The sequence below is a fragment of the Parasegetibacter sp. NRK P23 genome, assembly GCF_023721715.1.
GTDB lineage: Bacteria > Bacteroidota > Bacteroidia > Chitinophagales > Chitinophagaceae > Parasegetibacter.
Genome location: NZ_JAMDLG010000001.1, coordinates 639442 through 663780, shown reverse-complemented (window position 1 = coordinate 663780; position 24339 = coordinate 639442). Strand labels below are relative to the sequence as shown.

The 24339-nt window shown below is 49.7% G+C and carries 19 protein-coding genes; 13 read left to right on the top strand and 6 right to left on the bottom strand.

The features are described 5' to 3' along the window. Position 1: 1 nt before the first annotated feature. Positions 2 to 565: an RNA polymerase sigma factor gene (locus M4J38_RS02625; RefSeq protein WP_251757971.1), complete on the bottom strand. Its 564-nt coding sequence runs from the start codon at positions 563 to 565 to the stop codon at positions 2 to 4. A 180-nt stretch (positions 566 to 745) separates the two neighbouring features. On the opposite strand from M4J38_RS02625, the gene M4J38_RS02620 reads away from it, so the two are divergent. The 11 genes from M4J38_RS02620 (at position 746) to M4J38_RS02570 (ending at position 17330) form a co-directional block, all read left to right on the top strand. Continuing rightward, positions 746 to 3961 carry a TonB-dependent receptor gene (locus M4J38_RS02620; RefSeq protein ID WP_251757970.1) on the top strand — a complete coding sequence of 1072 codons (3216 nt, stop codon included), beginning with the start codon at positions 746 to 748 and terminating at the stop codon, positions 3959 to 3961. A gap of 19 nt (positions 3962 to 3980) precedes the next feature. Beyond that, positions 3981 to 5552: a RagB/SusD family nutrient uptake outer membrane protein gene (locus M4J38_RS02615; protein ID WP_251757969.1), complete on the top strand. Its 1572-nt coding sequence runs from the start codon at positions 3981 to 3983 to the stop codon at positions 5550 to 5552. A 17-nt stretch (positions 5553 to 5569) separates the two neighbouring features. Then, positions 5570 to 7177: a hypothetical protein gene (locus M4J38_RS02610; RefSeq protein ID WP_251757968.1), complete on the top strand. Its 1608-nt coding sequence runs from the start codon at positions 5570 to 5572 to the stop codon at positions 7175 to 7177. Positions 7178 to 7223: 46 nt separating this feature from the next. Next, positions 7224 to 7952 (top strand): FadR/GntR family transcriptional regulator, encoded by a 729-nt coding sequence (locus M4J38_RS02605; RefSeq protein WP_251757967.1) that lies wholly within the window; start codon positions 7224 to 7226, stop codon positions 7950 to 7952. A gap of 4 nt (positions 7953 to 7956) precedes the next feature. After that, a complete protein-coding gene (locus M4J38_RS02600; protein WP_251757966.1) occupies positions 7957 to 10305 on the top strand; it encodes a polysaccharide lyase 6 family protein in 2349 nt (782 codons plus the stop codon). Between the two features lie 10 nt (positions 10306 to 10315). Next, complete coding sequence (locus M4J38_RS02595; RefSeq protein WP_251757965.1) at positions 10316 to 12442, top strand: alginate lyase family protein; 2127 nt, start codon at positions 10316 to 10318, stop codon at positions 12440 to 12442. Positions 12443 to 12447: 5 nt separating this feature from the next. Further along, positions 12448 to 12783 (top strand): cupin domain-containing protein, encoded by a 336-nt coding sequence (locus M4J38_RS02590; protein WP_251757964.1) that lies wholly within the window; start codon positions 12448 to 12450, stop codon positions 12781 to 12783. 18 nt (positions 12784 to 12801) lie between these two features. Continuing rightward, entirely contained in the window at positions 12802 to 13692 is an 891-nt protein-coding gene (locus M4J38_RS02585; RefSeq protein WP_251757963.1) for an alpha/beta hydrolase, read from the top strand. A gap of 15 nt (positions 13693 to 13707) precedes the next feature. Further along, positions 13708 to 15021 carry an MFS transporter gene (locus M4J38_RS02580; RefSeq protein WP_251757962.1) on the top strand — a complete coding sequence of 438 codons (1314 nt, stop codon included), beginning with the start codon at positions 13708 to 13710 and terminating at the stop codon, positions 15019 to 15021. A 67-nt stretch (positions 15022 to 15088) separates the two neighbouring features. Then, on the top strand, positions 15089 to 15841 hold the full coding sequence (locus tag M4J38_RS02575; RefSeq protein WP_251757961.1) for an SDR family NAD(P)-dependent oxidoreductase: 753 nt from the start codon (positions 15089 to 15091) through the stop codon (positions 15839 to 15841). 52 nt (positions 15842 to 15893) lie between these two features. Beyond that, positions 15894 to 17330: a polysaccharide lyase 6 family protein gene (locus tag M4J38_RS02570; RefSeq protein ID WP_251757960.1), complete on the top strand. Its 1437-nt coding sequence runs from the start codon at positions 15894 to 15896 to the stop codon at positions 17328 to 17330. A gap of 2 nt (positions 17331 to 17332) precedes the next feature. On the opposite strand, the gene M4J38_RS02565 is transcribed toward M4J38_RS02570, so the two are convergent. Both M4J38_RS02565 and M4J38_RS02560 read right to left on the bottom strand, forming a co-directional pair. Continuing rightward, complete coding sequence (locus M4J38_RS02565; RefSeq protein WP_251757959.1) at positions 17333 to 18661, bottom strand: hypothetical protein; 1329 nt, start codon at positions 18659 to 18661, stop codon at positions 17333 to 17335. Then, positions 18658 to 18882 carry a heavy-metal-associated domain-containing protein gene (locus tag M4J38_RS02560; RefSeq protein WP_251757958.1) on the bottom strand — a complete coding sequence of 75 codons (225 nt, stop codon included), beginning with the start codon at positions 18880 to 18882 and terminating at the stop codon, positions 18658 to 18660. The genes M4J38_RS02565 and M4J38_RS02560 overlap by 4 nt, the downstream gene beginning before the upstream one ends. Positions 18883 to 18997: 115 nt before the next feature. On the opposite strand from M4J38_RS02560, the gene M4J38_RS02555 reads away from it, so the two are divergent. Beyond that, positions 18998 to 19588: a histidine phosphatase family protein gene (locus M4J38_RS02555; protein WP_251757957.1), complete on the top strand. Its 591-nt coding sequence runs from the start codon at positions 18998 to 19000 to the stop codon at positions 19586 to 19588. A gap of 217 nt (positions 19589 to 19805) precedes the next feature. Here M4J38_RS02555 and M4J38_RS02550 read toward each other — a convergent pair whose 3' ends face one another. Further along, complete coding sequence (locus M4J38_RS02550) at positions 19806 to 20627, bottom strand: energy transducer TonB (RefSeq protein WP_251757956.1); 822 nt, start codon at positions 20625 to 20627, stop codon at positions 19806 to 19808. Between the two features lie 423 nt (positions 20628 to 21050). Beyond that, positions 21051 to 21695, bottom strand: a complete 645-nt coding sequence (locus M4J38_RS02545) for an NAD(P)H-binding protein (RefSeq protein ID WP_251757955.1) — start codon at positions 21693 to 21695, stop codon at positions 21051 to 21053. A 39-nt stretch (positions 21696 to 21734) separates the two neighbouring features. On the opposite strand from M4J38_RS02545, the gene murB reads away from it, so the two are divergent. Then, positions 21735 to 22757: a UDP-N-acetylmuramate dehydrogenase gene (gene murB / locus M4J38_RS02540; RefSeq protein WP_251757954.1), complete on the top strand. Its 1023-nt coding sequence runs from the start codon at positions 21735 to 21737 to the stop codon at positions 22755 to 22757. A 51-nt stretch (positions 22758 to 22808) separates the two neighbouring features. On the opposite strand, the gene M4J38_RS02535 is transcribed toward murB, so the two are convergent. Next, on the bottom strand, positions 22809 to 24335 hold the full coding sequence (locus M4J38_RS02535; RefSeq protein WP_251757953.1) for a sigma 54-interacting transcriptional regulator: 1527 nt from the start codon (positions 24333 to 24335) through the stop codon (positions 22809 to 22811). Positions 24336 to 24339 lie beyond the last annotated feature (4 nt).

Below are 24339 nucleotides of genomic sequence, written 5' to 3'. Positions count from 1 at the left end.
ATTAAAATTTATTGCCCGCAATGGGTTTTGCTGCTGCCGGTTGCTCCGCGTTGATCCATTTTACGAGTTGCGCCCTGGCCCTGCTGTAATGGCTGCGGCAGGTATTCTCATTAATGCTCAGCATTTTTGCTACTTCTATATGATTGTATCCTTCCATGGCTACAAGGTTGAAAACCGTCTGGTAACCTGTAGGTAGTTTCCTGATCAGTTCTATCAGCGCCTCGGTATCCAGTTTGGCGTTGGCCGTTTCATTGGTTAGAGGATGCAATATTGTTTCATTGAACTGCATCTGGCTCCGGTACCTGTTGTGCCGCCGCAGGTAACTTAATGCGGTATTGATCATGATACGGTTGATCCACGCACCCAGTTCCCCATCCCCCTTGTATTTGTCCAGGTGGGAGAACACTTTGATGAATCCTTCCTGGAGAATGTCTTCTGCGTCGTCCAGACTTTTAGTATACCTGTAACACACCCCCAGCATCGTGGGCGCGTATTGCCGGTAAAGTGTTTCCTGCGCGTTCCGGTTATTCCTGATGCAGTTTTTGACAAGTTCGGTCTGGTGCATGGTCGGTTGAGGGTATTGACTCCCGCCATAACCGTTTCATTGCAGGGAAACCCGTTTTTTTTAAAATGGGCTAAAAAAACTTTGCGGTTTGGATTTTAGTCGTAAATTGGTCAACCAAATAATTGGTCAACCAATTTTGGGTAACGATTTGCTAATACTTCAACGAAAACTGCTTGCTTTATGAACAGGTTTAAACCACTGCTTTTCCTGTGCCTTTTGTTCCACCTGGAGGCCATGGCGCAGAAAACGGTAAAGGGCACGGTTACCGACGCCAAAACGGGTGAAGGGCTGGCTGCAGTTTCCATCAGCCTGCTGGGCGCGAAAACCCAAACCGGCACTTCCACCAATGAGAAGGGAGAATTTTCTCTTGCCGTGCCGGCGCTGAATTCCGCCCGCCTTATGGTTTCCCTTGTGGGCTACAAAGCCCGGATCATTGAATTACAGGGGAAAGATAAAATCGCGATCGCCCTCGAAGCCGATGCCGCACAACTCGATGATGTGGTGGTGATCGGGTACGGCGATCAGAAGAAATCACACCTCACCGGCGCCATCACCAAATTAAAGAATGACAACCTGGATGAGATTCCCGCCTCCAGCTTAGACAGGATGCTGATCGGGAAAATGGCCGGCGTAACGGTGCAGAACCTCAGCTCCGAAACCGGCGTATCGCCACGCGTAAGGGTGCGCGGACTCAGTTCCATCTCCGCTAATGCCGATCCGCTTGTGGTGGTAGATGGGCACCCGATGGTGGACGGGCTCGCCATGGTGAACCCCTTCGATGTGGAATCCGTGGAAGTATTGAAGGATGCCGCATCCTCTGCGATCTATGGTTCTCGCGGTGCAAACGGCGTTATCCTGATCACTACAAAAAGCGGGAAATCGAATAAGCCGAAATATACTTTGAAAGCTTACTATGGTATAAAGGACGCTTACAAACTTCATCCCATCATGACCACCGGTGAGTACACCGAAAAACTGTACCGGGAAGCCGCGCTCCGCGAGAATGATCCCACTGTTCCGGCCAACCGTAAAAACCTGGTTACACCCCAGGAAAAAGCCCGCTATCTCGCAGAAAGAACACTGCTGAATGGCGAGGCCACCAACTGGCAGGAAGAAGCTTTAAGGCCCGCCGGTATTTACAACGTGCAACTGGGTGTTTCAGGCGGAAAGGAAATCAGGTACTATGTTTCGGGGAACTACCAGCAGGACGACGGTATTATGGATCACAACGCCTTCAACCGTATTAACTTCAGAACCAAGATCGATGGGAACCTCGGGAAAAAGACCAGGTTCGCGGTCAATTTCAACCCATCCTATTCAAGGACCACAAGGCCCGCTACCAACTTTACCGATTACTACCGGTTCTATTCCGGACTCCCTGTTTTTCATACCCCTGCCACCGCCGCATTCGTGAACCAGAACGCCCAATGGGCGGGTATCAGGCCTGGCGACTGGGCGCAGCCACGGCATTTCGCCAATCTGGCGTATCTCGGCTTTATGCCGGACGGCACACTCTGGGACAGTAACCTCGATCCCTCCATTACTTCCGGAAAAGTGAACCCTTTTTCTTCCAGCAATAATACCCCGAAGTCTATTGCGGACCGTGAATCGAATACCAGTTGGAACTACCGTTTGCAAACCGGCGGCGACATCAGTGTCGATCTCGCTAAGGGGTTAGTGTTGAAAACCTCCGGTAGCGTGTATTTCAACTATATAGAGTCTGAATATTTCGCCATGAAGAATTCCCGCACCGATGGACAGGTGAACAGAGGGGAACATTACACCCGCCGCATGATAGACCTGCTTTGGGAGAATACACTCAATTACAGCAAACGCGCGGGCGACCATAATTTCTCCGCGTTACTGGGTTTCACGGCACAAAGAACAAACACCACCACCGCGCAGATCGAAGGACTCAATTTGCCCACCGATGACATCAAAACCCTGAACCAGGCTTCATCCATCAATCTCGCCAATACTTACACGTTAAAGAATCCCATCGGTTTGCTGTCCTACCTCGGAAGAGCCACCTACGATTTTAAAGGAAAATACCTTTTCTCCGCCAGCATCCGTACCGATGGAAGCGGCTATTTCCCAGAAGGACAGAAATATGGCTGGTTCCCGGCGGTTTCCGCGGGATGGCGCATCAACAATGAACCCTTTCTCGCAAAAACGGACTGGCTCAGCAACCTGAAACTCCGGACCAGTTACGGCGCTACGGGCAACAACAGCATCGAGCCCTTTTCGTACCTGGAACTGCTGAACATGGCCAATTATTCCTTCGGCGGCGGAACCGGCTCACTCAACAATGGCCTGGCCGCGAATAATGATGTGCTCCCCAATGTGCTTACCTGGGAAAGGACTTACCAGTTTAACGCTGGTATCGACCTGGGCATCCTCAACAACCGGTTCACCATGAGCCTGGAATATTACAACGGCGTAACCGATCGCCTGCTCTTCAAACAGGCAGCCATGTCGTTCTCCGGATCCAACCAGTTCTGGAACAACATCGGCAAAGTGCGTAATCAGGGGTTGGAACTCGAACTGATGACCACCAACATCAGGAACAAAAACTTTGAATGGACCACTTCGTTCAACGCCGCGGGCAACAGGAACAACTTGCTGGACCTGGGCGGGGAAGCCTATCAATTCAATTACGGCGAAAGAAATGAGATATACGCCGCGTTCACCGGCGGGCCTGCCGTACAGTTCTTCGGATACAAGACCGATGGTGTATGGACCTCAGACCAGGAAATTCAGGAGGCACAGGCCAAAGGATTGGAAAGCGCATTGTCAAAGTATTTCGTGGCCGGTGGATTGAAGTTCAAAGACATCAACAGCGATAACCGCATCGATGAAAACGACCGCACCGTTATCGGGAAACCTTTTCCCGATTTCACCTGGGGAATGACCAATGTACTGAAGTACAAAGGGCTCGACCTTACTTTCGTGATACAAGGCGTGCAGGGCGCGGATATTGTAAACGGAGACGCTTATTACAACGAATCGAAATGGTACAATAAAAACTACAACAGCGAAAACCGTTGGGTGAGTGCGGCCAATCCGGGTGATGGAAAAACCCCGTATGCCGCAGACGGTGCCGATTGGATGCTCACCGACTACATCATTGAAGACGGTTCTTACGCCGCTTTAAGAAGTGTGATCCTGGGGTATTCCGTGTCGCCGCGTTACGCGAAAAAAATGGGTATCAATGGCGTAAGACTTTATGCTTCCGGCGAAAACCTGTTCTTCATCATGAGCAAAAATTACCGCGGCGTTAACCCTGAAGCCCGCACCACTTCCGGCACATACGCTTCTCCGTTAATAGACGGCTACCAGCGCGGTGGCTTCCCTATCGGGAGAACAGTAACAATGGGAATCGACATTAATTTCTAAGCACGGAAAAACGGAAATCATGAAATTATCAAATCTCTATACAATCGTTCTCCTGGCCGGAACAATGGCTTCCTGCTCAAAGATCATCGACCTGAAACCTGAGTCGAATGTATCCGTCGAGAACTTCTACCGCAACTATGAAGAAGTTCAGGTGGCGCTTACAGGATGCTACAACGGTTTGCAGCAACCGCTCCGTACGGAATGGATGCTCACTGAACTGCGATCCGATGTGTCCAAACAGGGAAGTCCCGGAAGTACTTCCGTACCCAATATTGAACTGAACGACCTGAATACTTTCCTGCAGAACTCATCCCACACCAAAGTGTACGATTACTGGTTCAGTACCTATAAAAATATTCGCAGCGCGAACTACGTGTTGAGGAGTCTCGGCGTTACTTATGCGAATGGGAAAACGGTATTTGGAAAAGAACCCACTGCGGTGATGGAGGAGGCCAGGAGAAAAGAACTGGCGGGCGAAGCGCTGTTCATACGCGCGTACCACTACTTCAACCTGGCGCGTTTGTTCAATGGTGTTTTTCTGCTCACCGATCCAACCGATCCGCTTCAGTTGAAACAGATCAACCGCTCCTCCGTACAGGAATGTTACACGCTGGTGATGGCCGATCTGGAAGCGGCGCAGCAATGGCTTACCGACCGGAACTTTTCACAACAGCCCGAAGCCGACAGAGGACGCGCCACCATCTGGGCCGCTAAAGCATTGCTCGCTAAAGTCTACCTTACCAATAACCGTAAAGCCGATGCGCTCCCGCTGCTGAATGATATCATCGCAAGAAGCGGCCACGACCTGCTCACCAGTTATGCCGATGTATTTTCCATCAGCAATGAAATGAACCGTGAAATTCTGTTCGCCATCCGGTTTAAATCGGGCGGACTGGGATTGGGTAACTTTATGGCCAATTCCTTCGCCGCATTGAATAGTGGAAGCGCCATCGTGAACGGGAACGGATCCGGATTGAATTATCCCACACTGCACCTTGAATCAAGGTACATCGTTCCGAATACAGGCTTCGCCGATGCAAGAAAGGCGACAAACATCGCGCGGTACAATACACTTTCTTACTGCCGGAAATTCATTTCTCCCGTGATGATAAAAGACGATGCCGAAAATGATTTTCCCGTGATCCGGTTTTCAGATGTATTGCTGATGCAAGCGGAAGCGGAAGGTTTCAGTACAGCGTCTGTAAATGCCATCAACCGTATTAGGCAACGGGCCGGGGCAGGCGAATACCCCGGAACGGGCAACTTCTCCGCTGCATTCTACCTGTATCCCGCTACCGGAGCGGAAGCCATTACAGAAGAGAATTTTACGGATCGCCTGTTGCACGAAAGAAGACTGGAACTTGCATTCGAGAACCACCGTTACTTTGACCTGCAACGCATGGGGAAATTTGAAGAAGCGATGGGTATATATTATGAAGCGGAATACGATGAACATTACAAAAGATTCCGTCCCGCGCTTACGCTGGAACAGTTGAAAGAAAACCTCGTTGTCCGGCCTTTTCTTCCGATCCCGCAACGGGAACTGGATACCAACAATGAAATTGAAATCACCCAGAACCCCGGGTATTAACCAAAAACGATCTCATTATGCGAGCCATCCATAAAAATAGTATACTGTTCGCCGCCTTCCTGCTTATACTGGCGGCCTGCAAAAAGAAGGACCAGTTCATGGCCGACGGCACGCTGGAAACAGCAGAATATATATATAACGAAGCCATTAAAGGATTTCAGCCGGAGGCTACAGTGGAAGGAACGGTAGCGGCCAACTTCAATATCCGCACCGTTTATTATTACCTCCAACGCAACAATACCACCGATTCGCTCCTGCAAACCGATTTCGTGGAAGATGGTTCTGGAAACAACTACACGTTCTCCCTTGATCCTGCCGTATGGAACGGCGTGAAATTCGAAAATGTGAAAGGGCTGAAAGTGTTGTTCGTGAGGGACAATACCACTTCCATCGAAAAATTCATCTCCGTCACTTATTTTAATCCGGCTGCACCGCAGTTTTCGGAACTGCCCGAAACGGTTACGCCTTCTTTAACCGGACCCACGGCCATAACCGGAAAACTAAGTTCTGAAACCGGCATTCAGAAACTGTATTTCTCCGACAACAGCACCGGTAATATGGAGCTGATCGATAGCATCGCCGTGAACGGTGCGAAAGATTACACCATCAATTACCCGTATACCTATAAGGAAGGCGCAGGGCAAATGCGGGTACACGCCACAGATATATATGGTTTGGTGTCGGAAAAGCTGATCCAGTTCGTGGGTATTCCGTTCCGCCCTGTACTTACGTTCTCGAACCCGGTCCTGAAGGCCGCCCTGCCGCATGGCACACCCATTGTTTCCGGTACCGTAAAGACTTTCGGGGAACTGGTGGCGCTGAAAGCTTATGTGGTAAAAACTTCCGGAGAAACCCTGGTGGGGGATGTGTCGTATGCGCTTACCGGTTCAGCGCCCAACGAATACAATTACACGTTCTCTCTTGCTGATTTTCCTTTTGCCGACGATGTTACGGAATGCCGGATAGAAGCAATGGATGCCAATAACAGTAACAGTTCCGCCAACAATCCGGTGCAAATACTGCCGTATTACCATTGGAAAAACGTGACGATGATGGCGCAGGGGTTGCCCAATGCCGATCCGCCGTTAACGTCCTCCAGCAGCTTCTTTATCGGTGAGGTGAACAGGCCCGTCATCGGAAGTTGTGACGTAAATGGCAATACCACTTACGATGATAAGATTGATTTTGTTGCCTATACCACCACGGCGCCGGCTATTACCTTTTATAATCCCAACAATACCGGGAGTATCCGTGGTAATTATCGTTGCAACGGCGGCGCCACTGGCTGGACGCCGGCTACGGTACGCGATGTGCGGATGCGTGTGATGCTGCAGACCTCCGTTTCCAATGGCAGTAACATCTATACGAAGTACAATGCGGGAGGTATCGAAAGCCTGGGGAACGATTTCTTCTCCGGCGTGAGTGCGCCCAGCGCCAATACGGCCAAATACGACAATGTGAGTACGCCCGCGTCGAATGTTTTTCACCCGGACAATGCTTACCTGGTATGGATGAAAACGCCTGAAGGGAAAAACATACTGGTACACGTGAAGGATACGGATATGTATACTTCGCCCAACCAGGGCCGATCCAGCGTGGTACTCGATATTTTGAAGGAACGTTAGGAAGAAATTGTTCTTTTGCAAACTGATCAGCATAAACACAAAATATATGGAATCGTCAACCATTATTCAAAGAATCAAAGCGATAGAAGTGGAAAGTCCGGTGGATAAAATAATTCACCAGTTGCGGCAACTCATTGCCAGCGGACAGTTGAAACCCGGCGACAGGCTACCGGCGGAACGTGTGCTGGCCGAAAGGTTTTGCGTGGGAAGAGGCTATGTGCGCGACGCCATCCGGAAACTGGAATTCTACGGCCTGCTGAAAACATCGCCGCAAAGCGGAACCTATGTTTCAGGCTACAGCATCAAAGTATTGGATGGTATCCTCAGCGATATCATTGATTTCAATAAAGATGATTTCGCGGCCATGGTGGAAGCGCGCTATTATATGGAGATCAACGCCGCCCGTTTGGCCGCCCAGCGCAGAACGGATGAGGATTTGAAAGTGTTGCAGTCGGCCGTGGCAGATTACGACCTCAAAATGAAGCACAACCTGGACGGGGTGCAGGAAGACATGTTCATTCACCTCAAAATAGCCAGCGCCACCAAGAACTCCTTCTTTGAGTCGATGCTGCTGCTGTTGTTGCCCGATCTGATCCGGAACATTATTGAGAAGAAGGTGTGCGGTCCCGATCGTTCCATTACAGCCGTGAAAGAACACCATGAAATACTGACGGCTATTGCCGATAAGGATGAAAACGCTGCCGCACTGGCTATGGCCGCGCACCTCGATGACATTTTGCGCATCAGCCGCAGTGAATCGCTGCTCAACAAATAGAAGTATGCTGAAACATTTTTTGATCCTGCTCATTTGTATGGCTGCCGCCAGGTTAACCCTTGCACTTTCCTGGCCTGTTCAAAACCTGCCCGAACTGAAAGCCGCGCTGAAAAAAGCACAACCCGGCGACACGATTGTGCTGGCCAATGGCGAATGGAAAAATACCCCGCTGGTGCTGGAAACATCCGGCGCGGCGGGCAAGCCACTGGTGGTAAAGGCTGCAACGCCGGGAGGTGTTCGGCTCACCGGTAATTCCTTCCTCCGCTTCGGCGGTGCGCACATTGAAGTGTCCGGATTGCATTTTACCAACGGATACGCTAAAAAAGGCGCCGTAGTGGAATTCAGGGTGAACGATGAAAAGCTCGCGAAATATTGCAGGCTCACCCAGACCACCATAGATGATTTCAGTAAACCCGACCGGTCGGATAACGACAGCTGGATCATTTTCTGGGGAAAGAACAACAGGATGGACCATTGCTCCATCGGCGATAAGTTCAATGGCGGGGCCACACTTATCGTGAACCTGAACGATGAACGGAGCCAGGACAACCGGCACAGCATCGACAGCAATCATTTTATGGGCCGCTCACCGCTGGGGTCAAACGGTGGAGAAACCATCAGGGTGGGGGTTTCAAGGTATTGTCTCACGGAGTCGCGTACACGCATAAAGGATAACTTATTTGCCAGGTGCAGCGGAGAAGTGGAAATCGTTTCCATCAAGAGTAGTAAAAATGAAATTACCGGGAATGTTTTTTTTGAATGTGAAGGCGGGCTGGTGCTGCGGCACGGTAATGAAAATACAGTAGCGGGAAATACCTTTATCGGGAACGGGAAGCCCTTCACGGGCGGTGTGCGTGTGATCAACGCGGGGCATCTTATTTACGATAATCTTTTCCTGGACCTTGCAGGGGAGCGCTTTCACGCTGCGTTCAGCGTCTTGAACGGTGTACCCAATTCTCCGCTCAACAGGTACGCGCCGGTAACGGATGTAAAGATCCACCACAACACATTTTCAGGTTGCAAAGAGATCATGTTCGGGGCCGGAAAGGATCCGGAAAGAACACAGGCGCCCGAACGTGTTGCATTCACCGATAATTTTATTCAAACTACCCATGAAGTGGTGTATGAAGATGCCAATAGAGATGGTGGTATTCTTTTCAGAAACAATAGTTTCATGGGTGAGCAGGTAAGGAATACTTTAAATGGTTTTCAACCGAAAAAACCGGTGTTTTCAACAGTTGTTTATGCCGGGAAAAAACTCACACTTCCTGTAGTAAAAAACGGTGCGTCCATGCAGCGTAGAAGCTGGATGGATGAAAAGCATGCAGGCGTATCCTGGCGTGTTCCAACGGTAAAAAATGTCAGGAAACCTGTCGTTCACTTTGTGCGCGCAGCGGAAAGCCTTAATCTTCCCGCTATTGTGGCTAAAGCGACCGATGGAGATATTATTGAACTGGAGGCGGGAAAGTATGCCATAGAATCACCTTTGCTGGTGAATAAAACACTTACGCTGCGGGTTAAAACACCTGGGGAGAAAGCGGTGCTGGTAAATGTGAATGCAAAGGCTCTGCCGGCGTTCATCCTATTGGACAATGGTGTTGACCTTACTGTTGCAGGAATCATATTTAATGCCTCCGAAGCCAACTTTGGGGCCGTTTCTGCAGGCATCTCAACAGGCGATCGTCCCATGAACCGGCCCTATAAACTGAAACTGGATGAGTGTGGTTTTACCGGGTTCAACGAGTGGGGCGCTGCCGCTGTCAGGGGATGGAAATCCACCTATGCTGATTCGGTTACCATACAAAATTGTCTTTTCTACAATAACGCGGGCGGGAGCATAGATTTCTCCGCTGAAAAAGAGGATAAAGGTATTTACAACATTGCTTACCTCGCCGTAAGGAACTGTGTATTTCAGAACATGCAGAGCACGGTAATCAATGTGTACCGGGGTGGCAACGATGAGAGTACCACTGGTCCTGAAGTGCAGATCGATCATTGTACTTTTCTGAATGTCGATAACCGGATGCAGGGTTGTGTGGTGAAACTGCATGGTGTGCAGCAGGCGCAGGTGACCAATTCCATTTTTACACAAAGTGGTTCGGGCGGCAGGACGATCTGGTTCGAGGAAATGGCGTGGGATAAGCTGAAGGTGGACCATTGCGGTTTCTTCCGGAGCGGGAAACTGAGCGCTTTTTTCGGCAGGTTGAATACGACCAAATCATACTATGTCGAGCCCATGTTCAGGAACGCCTCAGCAGCGGATTTCAGGCTGAAAAATGCGGCTGAATTGTCTTCTGCAGGAGGCGAACCCATAGGGGCGGCATTGTATTGGAATGAAAAACCGGTGTTTTAAAAAAGGATGTATGATGAAGAAAATAATCTGGCTGGGTGTTTTTACCCTCGTAAATATGGTAGTTTTCGCACAGGAACACCCTTCCATCATGTTGACCAAAAAGAAGATTGGTGAATTACGCAAAGGAATAGAACGTTATCCTGTAATGGCTTCTTCCTATAAAACGATCTTGAAGTCGGCTGAAAAAGCTGTAGCCCGTCAGCCCATGGTTTCGGCTCCTGTGGATGATGGCGGTGGTGCCACGCATGAACAGCACAAACGCAATTACCAGGACATGCTGGCCTGTGGTATCGTTTACCAGGTTTCGGGAGAGAAAAAATACGCGCAGTATGTACGCGATGTGTTGTTGCAATACGCCGCGGTTTATAATCAATGGCCCCGTCATCCCAAGCGGAAGGAAGATCCCGGTGGAAAGATGTTCTGGCAAAATCTGAACGATTGCGTGTGGATGGTCTATACCATCCAGGGGTACGATTGTGTCTATGATTTTCTATCGAAAGAAGAACGTAAAAAGATTGAAACAGATTTGTTCGAACCCGTGGTGAATGAACTTGCCGTAGTGAACGGCGCAATCTTTAACAAGATACACAACCACGGCACCTGGAGCGTGGCTGCAGTGGGCATGGCGGGTTTGGTATGCAATCGCTCCGAATGGGTGGAAATGGCGCTGAAAGGAAGCTCTAAAGATGGGAAAGCCGGTTTCCTCGCGCAACTGGATCAGCTCTTTTCACCGGATGGCTATTATTCCGAAGGTCCCTATTACCAGCGTTACGCCTTGTTGCCCTTTGTGCTTTTCGCCAAAGCCATCCACCAATACCGTCCCGGTCAGAAAATATTCGATTACCGGAACGGGTTGCTGAAGAAAGCGGTAGATGTATCGCTGCAATGTACCTACACCAACAAAGTATTCTTTCCGCTGAACGATGCCATGAAAGATAAAACTTATGAAACGGAAGAGCTGGTGTATGCCGTGGATATTGCCTACGCCGATATGAATGCGGGTGACCATCTGCTGGACATCGCTGCCCAACAGGGACGCGTGCTCATCAGTGATGCCGGTTTAGAGGTGGCGAAGGCCATCGCGGAAGGAAAAACGGTACCCTTCGAATACCGGCCCGTATGGATCAGCGACGGGGCCCAAGGTACGGAAGGCGGACTCGGTATTTTAAGGTCCGGCAAACAACAGGACCAGACCTGTGTGGTGTTTGAAGCCGCCTCGCAGGGAATGGGGCATGGGCATTTCGACCGGCTGAACATGTTGTTGTACGATAACAATACAGAAGTATTCAGCGACTATGGCGCAGCCCGGTTCCTCAATATAGAAACCAAAAGCGGCGGCAGGTACACCACCGAAAACAATACGTGGGCGAAGCAATCCATCGCGCACAATACATTGGTGGTGGACGAAACATCTCATTTTGAAGGGAAACTGAAAAAAGCCGAAGCGGCCGCGCCGGAGTTGTTGTTCTTTGAAGCGAATGAGCGTTTTCAGGTCGTGAGTGCCCGGGAAAAAAACGCGTACAAAGGGGTGGAAATGACCCGCACACTCGTGCTTTTTACCCCGGAAGGCGCAGCGGGACCGCTGGTGATAGATGTGTTCCTGGCGAATGCCTCCGGCACACATTCCTACGACCTGCCGTTCTGGTACCAGGGGCATGTTACCTATACTTCCTTCCCGTTAAATACCCATACCAATGCGTTACATCCTTTGGGGAAGGATCATGGCTATCAGCACATCTGGTTGAACGCTACCGGTAAACCCGGTGCGGCAAACGGTGTGTTCACCTTTCTGCAGGATAAGAAATTCTATACCACCAGTTTTCTCTCTGATACGGCTACTACAGTAAAACTCGTTACTGCAGGCGCGAATGATCCGGATTTTAACATCCGGAACGAAAAGGGATTCATCATTTCAAAGAAAGGCATCGGTAACCAACTGTTCATCCAGCTCACGGAACCACATGGCAAAACGAATCCGGTGGCCGAATCTATCACTGGGGCAAAACCAGGTGTTTCCAAAATTGCTGTGGAGAAAAAAACACCGGAGGAGACCGTGTTTTCCTTCTTCTACAAAAAAGAAAAATACACGGTAACCATTCAGTACAACAACAAAACATCTTTCATTTCAATAAAATAGAAATCATGTTACAAAGCGCAGCATTTCAGGTAGAAAAGGAGATTCCGTGGCATGACCTCGGAAATGGCATTCAACGACAGGTATATGGCTACGATGAAAAGATTATGCTGGTGAAAGCGAAGTTTGAAAGAGGCGCCATTGGTGCGCTCCACAGTCATCCGCATGTGCAGGTTACTTATGTGGACAGCGGCGCTTTTGAAATGACCATCGGCGAAGAAAAAAAGATCATCAAAAAAGGAGATGGCTATTACGTTGCGCCAAATGTGGTGCACGGCTGCGTGTGCCTGGAACCTGGTATGCTCATCGATGTATTCACCCCGCACCGGGAAGATTTTTTATAACCAATAAACACTTGCTATATGAAACAAAGTACCCTTGTTGCCCTGTTTTCCGTACTGCTTTTTTGTGGGACGCTTTCGGCCCAGGATTCTGCCAAATACAAACCTGTGGCGCTTCCTGATGGATATACCTCAAAAATGGAGGTCGTATATACAAATGGAAGCGGCTGGGAGAAAGCGATGGATATCTATCTTCCTCCCGCAGCCAATGGCGCTTCGCCGGTGGTGATCAATATCCACGGAGGTGGCTGGAACCATGGGGAACGCCAGTCGCAGACGGGTTTCAGTACATTCTTTAAAATGGGTTTTGCCGTAGCGAATATTTCCTACCGGCTCACACCGGAAGCCACGGCTCCGGCAGCGGTGGAAGATGCGCGTTGCGCCCTCATCTACCTCATAAAGAACGCTAAAGCGCTGAATATTGATGTAAATAAAATAGTGGTGATGGGCGGAAGTGCGGGTGGTCACCTTGCTTTGATGGCCGGATTGTTGGGTAACGACCGTCGTTTTGATGGGAATTGCCCGGGAAAGGAGGATATTAAGGTAGCCGCCATCATTGATAAGTACGGGATCACTGATGTATGGGACTGGGGCCATGGCCCGGTTTCCAGCAAATCAGCGGGTCGTTGGTTAGGCGATAAAGCCGCCGATCAGCAGTTCGCCACGTCGGTTTCACCCATTAATTATGTCAGCAAAAACAGTCCGCCGGTATTCATCGTGCACGGCGATGCCGATCCTGTTGTGCCTTATCAGCAGTCGGTTGATCTGCATAAAAAACTGGTGGAAGCCGGTGTAAAAACGGAGTTCGTTACCGTGAAAAACGGGCAGCATGGAAAATTTCCCGCTGAAGAAAATTCCGCACTCAATAAAAAGATCATGGCCTTTATCAAAGCACTGAGGATCGCCAAGTAAACGAATCATTTGCACATGGAACTAAAGCAGGAGAGAAAAGTAAAAGGACTGCGGTGGTACATCATCACCCTGATCGGATTAGCGACCGTGATCAATTACATTGACAGAGGTGCCATTAACTTCATGTGGCCTTATATCTACAAGGATTTTGGCATAGCTGAAGCAGACAGTAAGAACGCGCTCGCCCTGATCACCACCTTTTTTATGATCGCTTATGCCATCGGGCAAACGGTAACGGGTAAAATGATGGATGCCATTGGTACGCGGCTTGGTATGACCGTGAGCATCATCGGCTGGAGCCTCTCCATCGCGCTGCATGCCGCGGCCCGTTCCATCATGCAGTTCAATATATTCCGGTTCCTCCTCGGTATCAGCGAGGCGGGCAACTGGCCCGGCGCCACCAAAAGCAACGCGGAATGGTTTCCGCCCAAAGAAAGGGCGATTGCGCAGGGTATTTTCGGTGCAGGCGCCTCTCTTGGTTCAGTGGTGGCAGCACCGGTAATTGCCGGCCTGTTCATTGCCTTTGGCTGGAAAACCACCTTTCTGCTCATCGCCATACTTGGTTTTGTATGGATCATCCCTTGGTTGCTTATCAATAAATCCACACCCGATAAACATCCCTGGATCACACCGGAGGAGCGGCAGTATATATCAGGTAAAGGAGAAAATAACGGTGAAGCAGTTGCGGATAACACCCATCCGGTTCGTGTTTTATCCCTGAAGGAGCTTCTGGCGAACCGCGATTGCTGGGGTATAATTTCGGCCCGGTTCTTTATTGATCCGGTCTGGTGGTTGTTCGTGACCTGGTTGCCCACGTTTCTGAAAGAACAATACCAGTTCGATATGAAACAGATCGGTGCGTTTGCCTGGGTACCCTATCTGTTTGCCGCCATTGGTGGTTTGATGGGCGGCTTCTATTCATCGCGCAGGATCAGAAAAGGCGTTCCCGCTGCAAAGGCCAGGAAAGCCGCCATCACCATAGGAGCTGTGATCATGTTGTTTTCCCTCGTGGGCATCGCCGTAAATATGGAAGAAATGCGGAGTAATCCTTCCGCGGCAATCGCATTGATCAGCGCAACTTTGTTCGGGTTCCAGTTCCTGATCAATAACCTCCAGACACTGCCCTCTGATTATTTCGATGGGAAAAATGTAGGCGCGGTAGCCGGAATGGGCGGAACGGCCGCGGTTCTGGGTACACTTGTGACCACCTGGATCGTGCCCGTGATTACCCGTACCAGCTATACCTCCTTTTTTGTGATGGGTGCCCTGATGGTGCCCGTAGCATGGTTGTGTATCACGTATATCAGTAAACGAAATAAAAGTTTATAAAGCTATTTTCAAGCAACAGTAAGGCGTGTAAAAAGTGTCTGCTGTTTCAAACCCAAAAAACAAACAGATGAAACTGAAAGGAAAAGTGGCCATTGTAACCGGTGGCGCAAGAGACATTGGCAGGGCCGTTTCCCTGAAACTGGCCGCTGAAGGCGCGAAGGTGGTGGTGAATTACCTGAGCAGCGCCGCAGGTGCGGAGGAAACGGTAAAGGCAATTCAGTCGGCTGGCGGAGCCGCCATCGCTGTAAAAGGTGATATGAGCAATGTGCGTGACGTGGAGCAACTGGTTGAGCAAACCCGGTCCGCATTTGGGACAAGTATTCATATTCTGGTGAACGTAGCCGGTGGGTTGGTGGCCCGGAAACTGATTACCGATATGGACGAAGAATTTTGGGACTTCGTCATGAGTTTGAATGTAAAATCAGTATTTATGACCACAAAAGGAGTGGTGCCTTATATGCCCGAAGGCGGTGCCATCATCAACTTTTCTTCACAGGCCGGTCGTGATGGCGGCGGATTCGGCGCTTCGGCTTACGCTACCGCGAAAGGCGCCGTGGCGACTTTTACCCGTGCGATGGCGAAAGAATTAGGGCCGAAGGGTATCCGTGTAAACGCGGTGGACCCGGGAATGATCGCCACTACTTTTCACGATACCTTTACCAACCCGCAGGTGCGCACAAATGTTGCTGGTGCAACACCGTTGCGCAGGGAAGGCAAGGCAGAAGAAGTGGCCGACCTGGTGGCATACCTCGCGGGAGAGGAGAGCTCGTTCATTACGGGTACAAATATTGACATCAACGGCGGAACCTATTTTTCATAATGTTTTACCACCCCGCCGCTGCTCTGATAGAAGGCCGGATGGAAGCTTTGCCATGCGTATATTCAGCTTAATACTATTGCTTTTCCTTCCCTGCGTGCTTTCCGCAAAAGATTACCTGGCTTCTTCTCCGCAGGAGGCGCAGGTGATCTTTAACAATGCGATTGCTGGTGACCGTGTTTTTCTCCGTAACGGCGTGTATAAAAACGCTATTATTAAACTGCACAACACCAAGGGGACAGCTACACAGCCCATTGTATTTGCCGCTGAAACACCGGGAGAAGTTTTTTTTGAAGGAGGTTCCACACTTAGTCTTTCGGGCAGGTATCTGCTGGTGAAAGATTTTACCTGGAGGAACGGATCCGCTTCTCCGTCAAACGCTTCGGTGGTGGCATTCAAAAACGGGAAGGAATATGCGTTTTATTCCACCGTTAGCAATTGTGTGATCGACGCTTACAACAGTTTGCCGGCAGCGGAAACGGAAAACAAATGGGTCTCTTTATACGGTGATCACAACACACTTGAAAATTGCTTGTTGAAAAACAAGACCAACCGGGGCGCAACCGTTACTGTATGGTTGAATCAGGGTGAACCGGCATACCATACCATTGCCGGGAATTATTTTTTAGGAAGAGGAAATGCAGGTCATCACGATAACGGGCTTGAAACCATCCGCATCGGGGATAGTGAAGCCTCATTCACCGCTGCGCATTGCGTGGTGGCGCTGAACAGGTTTGAAGATTGCGATGGCGAAATAGAGATCATCTCCAATAAAAGTTGCCGGAACAGTTACCTGTACAATACATTTTTCAACAACGATGGCGGACTAACCCTCCGGCACGGGAATGCCTGTCTGGCAGATGGAAACTATTTTGACGGCGGGCAAAAGAAACTTTCTTACGGCATACGGTTTATAGGAGAGGACCATGTTGCGGTGAATAATTTCTTCAAAGATTTACACGGTGCGCCGCACCAGGTTTTTCGCGCTCCTGTAACGTTTGTAAACGGCGTGGAAAACAGTGTTTTGAACGGGTATTTTCAGGTGAAAAACGCGGTGTTGCGCAGTAATATCTTCGTGGATTGTGATGCGCCCTGTATCCGGGTAGGTGCGCATACCAGAAAGGAAGCCACGGCTGCGCCGGAAGGGGTCAGTATCCTGGAGAATATTTTTGTAAACGAAAAGGGTGTTAGCGGTGTGTTGTATGAAGAAAAGGAACATCCGTCTGAACTGGATTGCGCAGATAACTTAGTTCAGGGGTATGCTAAAGCCATGCTGCCCGAAGGTTTTTTACTGGTGAAAGCAAAACGATGGAAGATGGGCAGCGCTAAGCTGGAGTCCATTGTTTCCGGGGATACTTCTTTAGCTGAAAAATATGTGCCGGATCTATCAGTCACGGGTGCTGATTGGCTGTCCTTGGTATTGAGTGAAAGATCCGGCGCTAAATTTATGCTGCTTTCTCCAGCGGAAGTGGGGCCGCTTTGGTTGCGATAAGGTTACATCATCCTGCCGGGATTGATCCTGAAAAACACCTGGTACGACCATGGGTTTTTTCCGTAAACAGGCTCAAGTTTTTTACCCGCGCCATAAAAAGTGGCCTGTGTGCCTATGGAGAAGTCTGTTTTGCCGAGCGTAAGTAAGCGCCTGTTTAATCCCAATGTAAGCGCATTGATGTTGAAGATGGCATCGTGTCCGTAAACAGCTTCATCCAAACTCAGCTCATGCGTACTTTTCTGCACAAATTCATATTTTCCATAAACTGCGTTCTTCCCGAAAGCGTAAGCCGATTCAGCCAATACCGCATGCTCCTTGTGCTGCGCGTCCTGGTAGTTGTAACCCCATACGAGTGCGCTGTTCAATAAGTTGCCTCCAGGAAGTTGTTTCGCATGGATAATGGACGCGCTGGTGCGGTGGATGTTTTTTCCTGGCTCAAGTGACTCCGGACTTTTGATGTATGCTTTGGAAACTTGTAAGGACCATTCTTTTCCAGGGTTGAAACTGATCCTTCCTGCCCAGGAGTCGAATCGGGGTTGGTCAAAATCATACCGGTTTTCATCGGGCTCTCTTCCGGTGAACAAGGACCCTTCCAGCTTGAATTTTCCGTGCCTAACACCCAGTGTGGTGGTCCCGAAAGTAATGTGGGTGGCATCCTGCCAATGGTGTCCCAGCGGTGCGTCGGGATTATAGAGGGAAGAGGGGCGGTGCATGAAAGCTGTTCCTCCGATGGCGGGTTCGCCGGGATAACCGAAGTAAACAAATACATCCGTTTTTTTACTGAGTGCATGCGTATAACCAACAGACAGTTCCGCAAAAAGGTCGTGCGGGTGCTGGCGGTCGGTAAGGGGTTGTCCCTGCCATGTTTCGCCGGATTGGAAAAGTAAGGGATAACCGTCTCCGCCCAATGTAAGCCGGTCGATGGACAGCATGGCGCTGAAGCGGAACAATCCGTTCTTTCCAATGGCGCGTTGTCCCATCCCCATCACCCAGTTGGGTGCGTCGAACTGGCTGGCACCGCGGGTTCCTTTCCGCGCGATGTCCTGGTTGTTGTAGCGGAGGAACACGTTGCCATGCACCATATACATCCATTTTTTGCTGTGGAGCATGTACCCATACATGGGAGCGGCATCCGGGAGCCATGCTGTTCCGGAGCCGTTGCGCTGCATGGGCAGGTTTTTACTGAATGCGTGGCTCATTACCGGGCCATGGTCTTCTATTTTGTGTTCCGGTATGGAGTCTTTGTGTTCCGCTGAATGATGGTGTTCGTGCTGCGCCATGGCGCATGTGGTGAAGGCAGCGAGGATCAATGTAAATGCAAACTGTTTCATGCTTCCGTTTTTTCACTGTGCACAATGGTGTATTTTCCCCGCGCCGAAAGTGCGGATTGCACCGTGGCTTCACTGATGGGCGCATCGGCGTTGAAGATCGCCTGCGGCGCTTCTTTCTGAACTTTCTCTACCTGAATTCCGGGCACTGAATGTAAGGCGTCCGTTACATTTTTTATACAGCCGCCACAGGCTATTCCGCTGATGTTGTATGTGTATTTCATATACTGATGTTTACTATGCAAAAATACTTCCACCCCACGCCAGCGTTGTTATACAATGATGGGTTTCCTTTGCATGATTAGGGATTGTATTACCTTCGGCCCTTCAGATTGAATTATGATACAGGTATTCTTATTAAGACACGGTGAAACACCCTGGAACGCAGACAATAACCGCTATTGTGGCAGAACGGATGCGCCGCTTACAGCAAAAGGAATAGAGCAGGCCGCTGCTTCCCGGGAGAAACTAAAGCACATCGCCTTTGATGGTGTGTATGCCTCTTCCCTTCAACGCGCGCGCATCACCGCCGAAATCGTGACCGGAAAAGAAGTGATCACTGATCAACGGCTGATCGAACTTGATTTCGGTGATTGGGAACTGCGTACCAAAGAAGAATTCATAGCCGCCGATCCCGTTTTGTGGAACCGATGGATGAGTGGCGAAGCAGGTATAAAGGCGGGGAATACTGGTGAAACCATGGAAGCCGCAGCCAACAGGGTATCCTCCTTTTTCAGGGATTTGTTTGAAGAAAAAAAGAAAGGCACTTTTCTTGTGGCCGCGCACAATGCAGTGAACCGCTTTTTTCTCGCGCAGCAACTGGGGATGCCGCTGCACCATTACAGGAGGCTCTGGTTCGATAACGGGGCGGTTACTGAATTTGTGATAGAGGATAATGGAGATTTCGTACTAAGGAAGTTGAATGCTTGAGATTAGCGGAGTTTCACGCGAAGACGCAAAGGAGCAAGGACGCCAAGAGCTGTTGATGTGCCGCGCCGATGAAAGAAATAAATAATCGCCCTGAAATAATTAACCGCCCTAAACACAAACAATGCCTTGCGTCCTTGCTCCATTGCGTCGTTGCGAGGCACAAAGCAATCGCGTGAAATTTAAACTCAACTCCTTTCCAGGCAAGGGTTAACGGCAATTATTCTTCTTCAGTGGCAAACACCACCGGAATGTGAAAATACACACGCACCTTGGCGCCGTTCTGTTCTCCCGGAATCCATTTCGGCATCTTCTTCATTACCCGCAGTATCTCATTCTGATAAACCGGTTCTCCACTTTCTGTGAAGACAAAGCTTCCAACATTCCCGTTTTCATCTACCACAAACCGGATGACCAGTTTTACTTTTTGTCCGGGCTCCATTTCATTCGGAGAGCGCATGTTGCGTGAAAGAAACCTTTGCAGTGCAGATTTCCCACCTGGAAACTCCGGCATTTTTTCGGAGACTGAAAATATCTTTTCCTCCGCGGCTGCTTTTGCAACGGGCTTTTCAGGCGTGTACTCCGGGCCTATCTTTTCGGCAGGCGGTGGCTCCATGATACCGATATAATCATCTCCGTCTCTGGTGAAATCGGCGATCACTTTGTTTTGAAGATCGTCTATTTTAGGTGGCGTATTGAGGAGCTGGTTATCTTCAACAATTTCCGGAACTGTATATTGGATCGCTGCTGTGGTGGTAGGAGAGGTACGCACTTCAGGTTGTGGTGGTTCTGGCGGGGTAGGTTGCTCAATATCTATAAGTCTTACAACATCTTCTTCCAATAAGTGCGATAATGCCTGTTCGTTGTCGGGCTGAAACCTGATGGCTGCGTACAATAAAAATGGAACGAGCATGGCGATGGCGATGCCTTTGGTTAGTCTCCTGGAATAGGCTGTTCTGAGTTCGTAGGCACCATAAGATTTGTTGCGGTGCTCAAATAGAATGTCAAGGAGGGCGCTCCGTTGAATAGCTTCGGGGCTCATAACGGTAAAGTTTAATCTTGATGAATTTGGTTTAAAATGGGGCGCCTTGTAAATGGGATGATGGGAGGGGAAAATTTCCATAGGGGAGGGAAAGAAAATTTTTGGCCTCACCCCGCCCCCTCTCCCCGGGGAGAGGGGCATAGTTCATCGTAATCGAATAGTGGTGTACGCATAGCATGTTTAGTGACGGGTTTGCTTTGTCGTCAACAATATGCTGATTGCGTTTTTGTCAATTTTATTGGGAGGCAGGATTTTTACGCTTGCTACAAAAGTATATGGTGGATCGTAATTAAATACATGCATGTGTGCAGTGCATTTGGCAACGATATGTTTAAACAAAAAAGTTAGCTGATTGCGCCCAAAATCGTGAAGCATAAACTCCGTTTCACCCCTCTCCCCGGGGAGAGGGGCCGGGGGTAAGGCCTACATCTCCGCAAACCCATACACCTTCACCCCGGCGCTTTCCTCCAAAGAAGCTTTCAACATAGCATCCGCCACCTTTGTAGCTTGTATAGGCCTGTACTTCGCAGGCAATAATGGCGCAATAACAGGCATCACGGCCTGAGCGATCCTTTCTCCCACCCGTAGTTCCTTCCTTTTGCCGAGCAACAGAGATGGCCGGAAAATATGTACAGCTTTCAACCCTTTCTCCTGAACAGCTTTCTCCGTTTCTCCTTTTAATTTCAGGTAGAAATTGCCGGAAGAAGGATTCGCGCCTACGGCCGATACCATGAGGAAGGAACTGAATGCTTTTTCAGCAGCGAGTTCCGCGCAATGCACCGGGATATCATGGTCCACAAAGCGGTAAGCGGTTTTGTCGCCTTTTACCTGCTGTTGTGTGGTGCCCAGGCAGCAAAACAACACATGTCCACCCTCCATGGCTTCGGACACCTGCGCCCTGTTCCTGAAATCGACCACATGGATGGTGAGTTTGGGGTGTTTTATATGGAAGGGACGCCGCACCAGTACTTTCACGGTACTGTAAGCATTGCCCTCCAGTAAACGCAGCAGCAAATGGTGCCCGATAAGCCCCGTGGCCCCGATCAATACAGCAGAACGTTCTTGCATGGTGATTATTCCTTTATTTTGCGCTAATTCAGATTTCTCATGCAAATTCAGGAAAATTTCCCGCTTCGCCCGTTCAATACTTTCGGTATCGCCGTTAACGCCCGTTATTTCGCCCGGTTTCGTTCCCTGGATGAACTGGGTGAACTGTTGGAAAGAAGGGTGCAGGGCCTTACGAAGCCGCTGCTGTTGTTGGGTGGTGGAAGTAATATACTCTTCACGAAAGATCCGGATGCCTGGGTATTGAAGAATGATATTCCAGGCATCGAAATCGTGCGCGAAGCAGGAGATGAAGTGTTTGTGCGGGCAGGAGCAGGCGAGAACTGGCACAACTTCGTGTTGTTCTGTATAGAAAATGGCCTCGGGGGAATCGAGAATTTGTCACTTATTCCCGGACAGGTAGGCGCGGCGCCCATGCAGAACATCGGTGCTTACGGGGTGGAAATAAAAGACGTTTTTCATGAACTGGAAGCCTTTCATCTTTCAGAAAAAAAATCCGTGGTATTGGGGCTGAAAGATTGCGCTTTTGGCTACCGGGAAAGTGTGTTCAAAACAGTATTCAAAAACCAGTTCTGCATTACGAATGTAACGTTCAGGCTTACTCGTAAACATGCCTTCAATATTTCTTATGGCGCTATCGCGCAGGAGCTGGAAGCGATGGGTGTTCAGGATCTTTCAATAAGGGCGGTAAGCAACGCGGTGATCCGCATCCGTTCTTCTAAACTGCCCGATCCGAAACAGATCGGAAACGCCGGTTCTTTCTTCAAAAATCCTGTCGTTGACCAACAGCAGTTTGATGCGCTGAAAGTATTGTATCCTGCCATTCCCGCTTATCCCGCAGGCGCGGGGCAGGTGAAACTCGCTGCCGGCTGGCTGATAGAACAATGTGGCTGGAAAGGCTACCGGAAAGGTGATGCCGGTTGCCATGAAAAGCAGGCATTGGTATTGGTGAATTATGGCAATGCGACGGGAGAAGAAGTGTATGAACTGAGTTCGGAAATCCTGAAAAGTGTACAGGAGAAATTCGGAGTGACGTTGGAAAGAGAAGTGAATATCTGGAAATAAAATGGCTCCGGTTACCCGAAGCCATTTCGATACTATTCTATATTCATTTCATTAAATATCCTCTTCCCCGAAATCATCTTCCTGCGAAAGCCCCAGGTTCATCATGGAGCCGATCAGGTCCTTGAAGGAAATACCACCTTCCATTACTTTTTTACTGATCAGCGAGTACGCCGCCAGCCCGTGCAGCACAAATTCCATCAGCAATGCGGCTTCCTGCTCATTCGCTTGCGGATAATGCTTTTTCACCAGTGCATACAAGCCATCCACTTTATATAGCTCCTGCACTTTTTGTGCATCCGTTAGGTTAAAGAGTATTTCAAGCTGGTTGCCCTGATCGAACCAGCGGGTGACCGGCGCATAAGGATTTTCAATTTCCTTTTCTTTCTGACCGCCCCTGCCTCTTTTTTTGAGGGCGTCGGGATTCGGGAAGTAGATTACGAATTGTGAACGGATGCTTTTTTCAAGCAGGTTCCAGGCTACCTGCAACGGACCTTCCTGCTCGCCTTCATATACCAACTCTATCTTCCCGGTGATGGAGGGGATGATGCCCGCCAGGTCGCTGATCCAGACCTGGGTGTTTTTCTCCTTGTAAATAATCGATCTTCTTTCAGCGGCGCTCACCGCGTTTTCAAAGGCCGCGATGGTGAGACGTGCGGAAACACCGCTTTTCTTATCAACATATTCAGAAGTGCGCGCTTCAAAGGCGACTTGTTCTATCAGTCGTTTGATGAGATCGCTGGTCTTGATTTTCTTCTCCTGTTCGGGCAGGATATTGGCTTCCTGCTCAGTAATGGCCAGCGAGGTTTCCAGTGATTTAGGGTAATGCGTCAGAATCTGGCTCTCAATCCTGTCTTTCAGCGGTGTAACGATGGAACCACGATTGGTATAGTCTTCAGGGTTGGCCGTGAACACGAAAAGGATGTCCAGCGGCATTCTCAGTTTGAATCCCCTGATTTGTATATCGCCTTCCTGAAGAATGTTGAAGAGGGCCACCTGGATGCGTGCCTGGAGATCGGGCAACTCATTGATGACGAATATGCCGCGGTTGCTGCGCGGGATGATGCCATAGTGGATCACGCGTTCGTCGGCGAAATTCAGGCGCAGGTTGGCGGCTTTAATCGGGTCTATATCACCAATGAGGTCGGCGACGCTTACATCGGGGGTAGCGAGTTTCTCGCCATACCTTTCGGAGCGGTGCAGCCAGTGAATGGGGGTATTGTCGCCCTGTTCGGCGAGCAGGTCCCTGGCGTACTGAGAAATGGGGTAGAAGGGATCGTCGTTGATTTCGGAGCCGGCGATCACGGGAATGTATTCGTCCAGCAGGTCGGTCATTTGTCTGGCCATTCTTGTTTTAGCCTGTCCGCGTAAACCGAGGAAGAGGATATTGTGGCGACTTAACAGCGCCCTTTCTGTATCGGGGATCACGGTTTCCTCGTAGCCGAGAATACCCGTGAAAGTGGGTTCTTTCTTTTGAAGTTTTTTGATGAGGTTTTCCCTGAGTTCGGTTTTTACGTTCCGGGGTTTGTAGCCGGAGGTCTTCAGTTCTCCTAAGGTCGAAATGGTCAGTAGTTCCTTCATATTC

Bases quoted from the DNA above. Each gene is read 5' to 3' on its own strand.
- M4J38_RS02555 (WP_251757957.1), top strand. From the start codon at position 18,998: ATGATACAGGTATTCTTATTAAGACACGGTGAAACACCCTGGAACGCA.
- M4J38_RS02610 (WP_251757968.1), top strand. From the start codon at position 5,570: ATGCGAGCCATCCATAAAAATAGTATACTGTTCGCCGCCTTCCTGCTT.
- M4J38_RS02585 (WP_251757963.1), top strand. From the start codon at position 12,802: ATGAAACAAAGTACCCTTGTTGCCCTGTTTTCCGTACTGCTTTTTTGT.
- murB (WP_251757954.1), top strand. From the start codon at position 21,735: ATGCAAATTCAGGAAAATTTCCCGCTTCGCCCGTTCAATACTTTCGGT.
- M4J38_RS02545 (WP_251757955.1), bottom strand. From the start codon at position 21,695: ATGCAAGAACGTTCTGCTGTATTGATCGGGGCCACGGGGCTTATCGGG.
- M4J38_RS02580 (WP_251757962.1), top strand. From the start codon at position 13,708: ATGGAACTAAAGCAGGAGAGAAAAGTAAAAGGACTGCGGTGGTACATC.
- M4J38_RS02595 (WP_251757965.1), top strand. From the start codon at position 10,316: ATGATGAAGAAAATAATCTGGCTGGGTGTTTTTACCCTCGTAAATATG.
- M4J38_RS02615 (WP_251757969.1), top strand. From the start codon at position 3,981: ATGAAATTATCAAATCTCTATACAATCGTTCTCCTGGCCGGAACAATG.
- M4J38_RS02535 (WP_251757953.1), bottom strand. From the start codon at position 24,335: ATGAAGGAACTACTGACCATTTCGACCTTAGGAGAACTGAAGACCTCC.
- M4J38_RS02620 (WP_251757970.1), top strand. From the start codon at position 746: ATGAACAGGTTTAAACCACTGCTTTTCCTGTGCCTTTTGTTCCACCTG.
- M4J38_RS02605 (WP_251757967.1), top strand. From the start codon at position 7,224: ATGGAATCGTCAACCATTATTCAAAGAATCAAAGCGATAGAAGTGGAA.
- M4J38_RS02625 (WP_251757971.1), bottom strand. From the start codon at position 565: ATGCACCAGACCGAACTTGTCAAAAACTGCATCAGGAATAACCGGAAC.
- M4J38_RS02600 (WP_251757966.1), top strand. From the start codon at position 7,957: ATGCTGAAACATTTTTTGATCCTGCTCATTTGTATGGCTGCCGCCAGG.
- M4J38_RS02590 (WP_251757964.1), top strand. From the start codon at position 12,448: ATGTTACAAAGCGCAGCATTTCAGGTAGAAAAGGAGATTCCGTGGCAT.
- M4J38_RS02575 (WP_251757961.1), top strand. From the start codon at position 15,089: ATGAAACTGAAAGGAAAAGTGGCCATTGTAACCGGTGGCGCAAGAGAC.
- M4J38_RS02570 (WP_251757960.1), top strand. From the start codon at position 15,894: ATGCGTATATTCAGCTTAATACTATTGCTTTTCCTTCCCTGCGTGCTT.
- M4J38_RS02560 (WP_251757958.1), bottom strand. From the start codon at position 18,882: ATGAAATACACATACAACATCAGCGGAATAGCCTGTGGCGGCTGTATA.
- M4J38_RS02550 (WP_251757956.1), bottom strand. From the start codon at position 20,627: ATGAGCCCCGAAGCTATTCAACGGAGCGCCCTCCTTGACATTCTATTT.
- M4J38_RS02565 (WP_251757959.1), bottom strand. From the start codon at position 18,661: ATGAAACAGTTTGCATTTACATTGATCCTCGCTGCCTTCACCACATGC.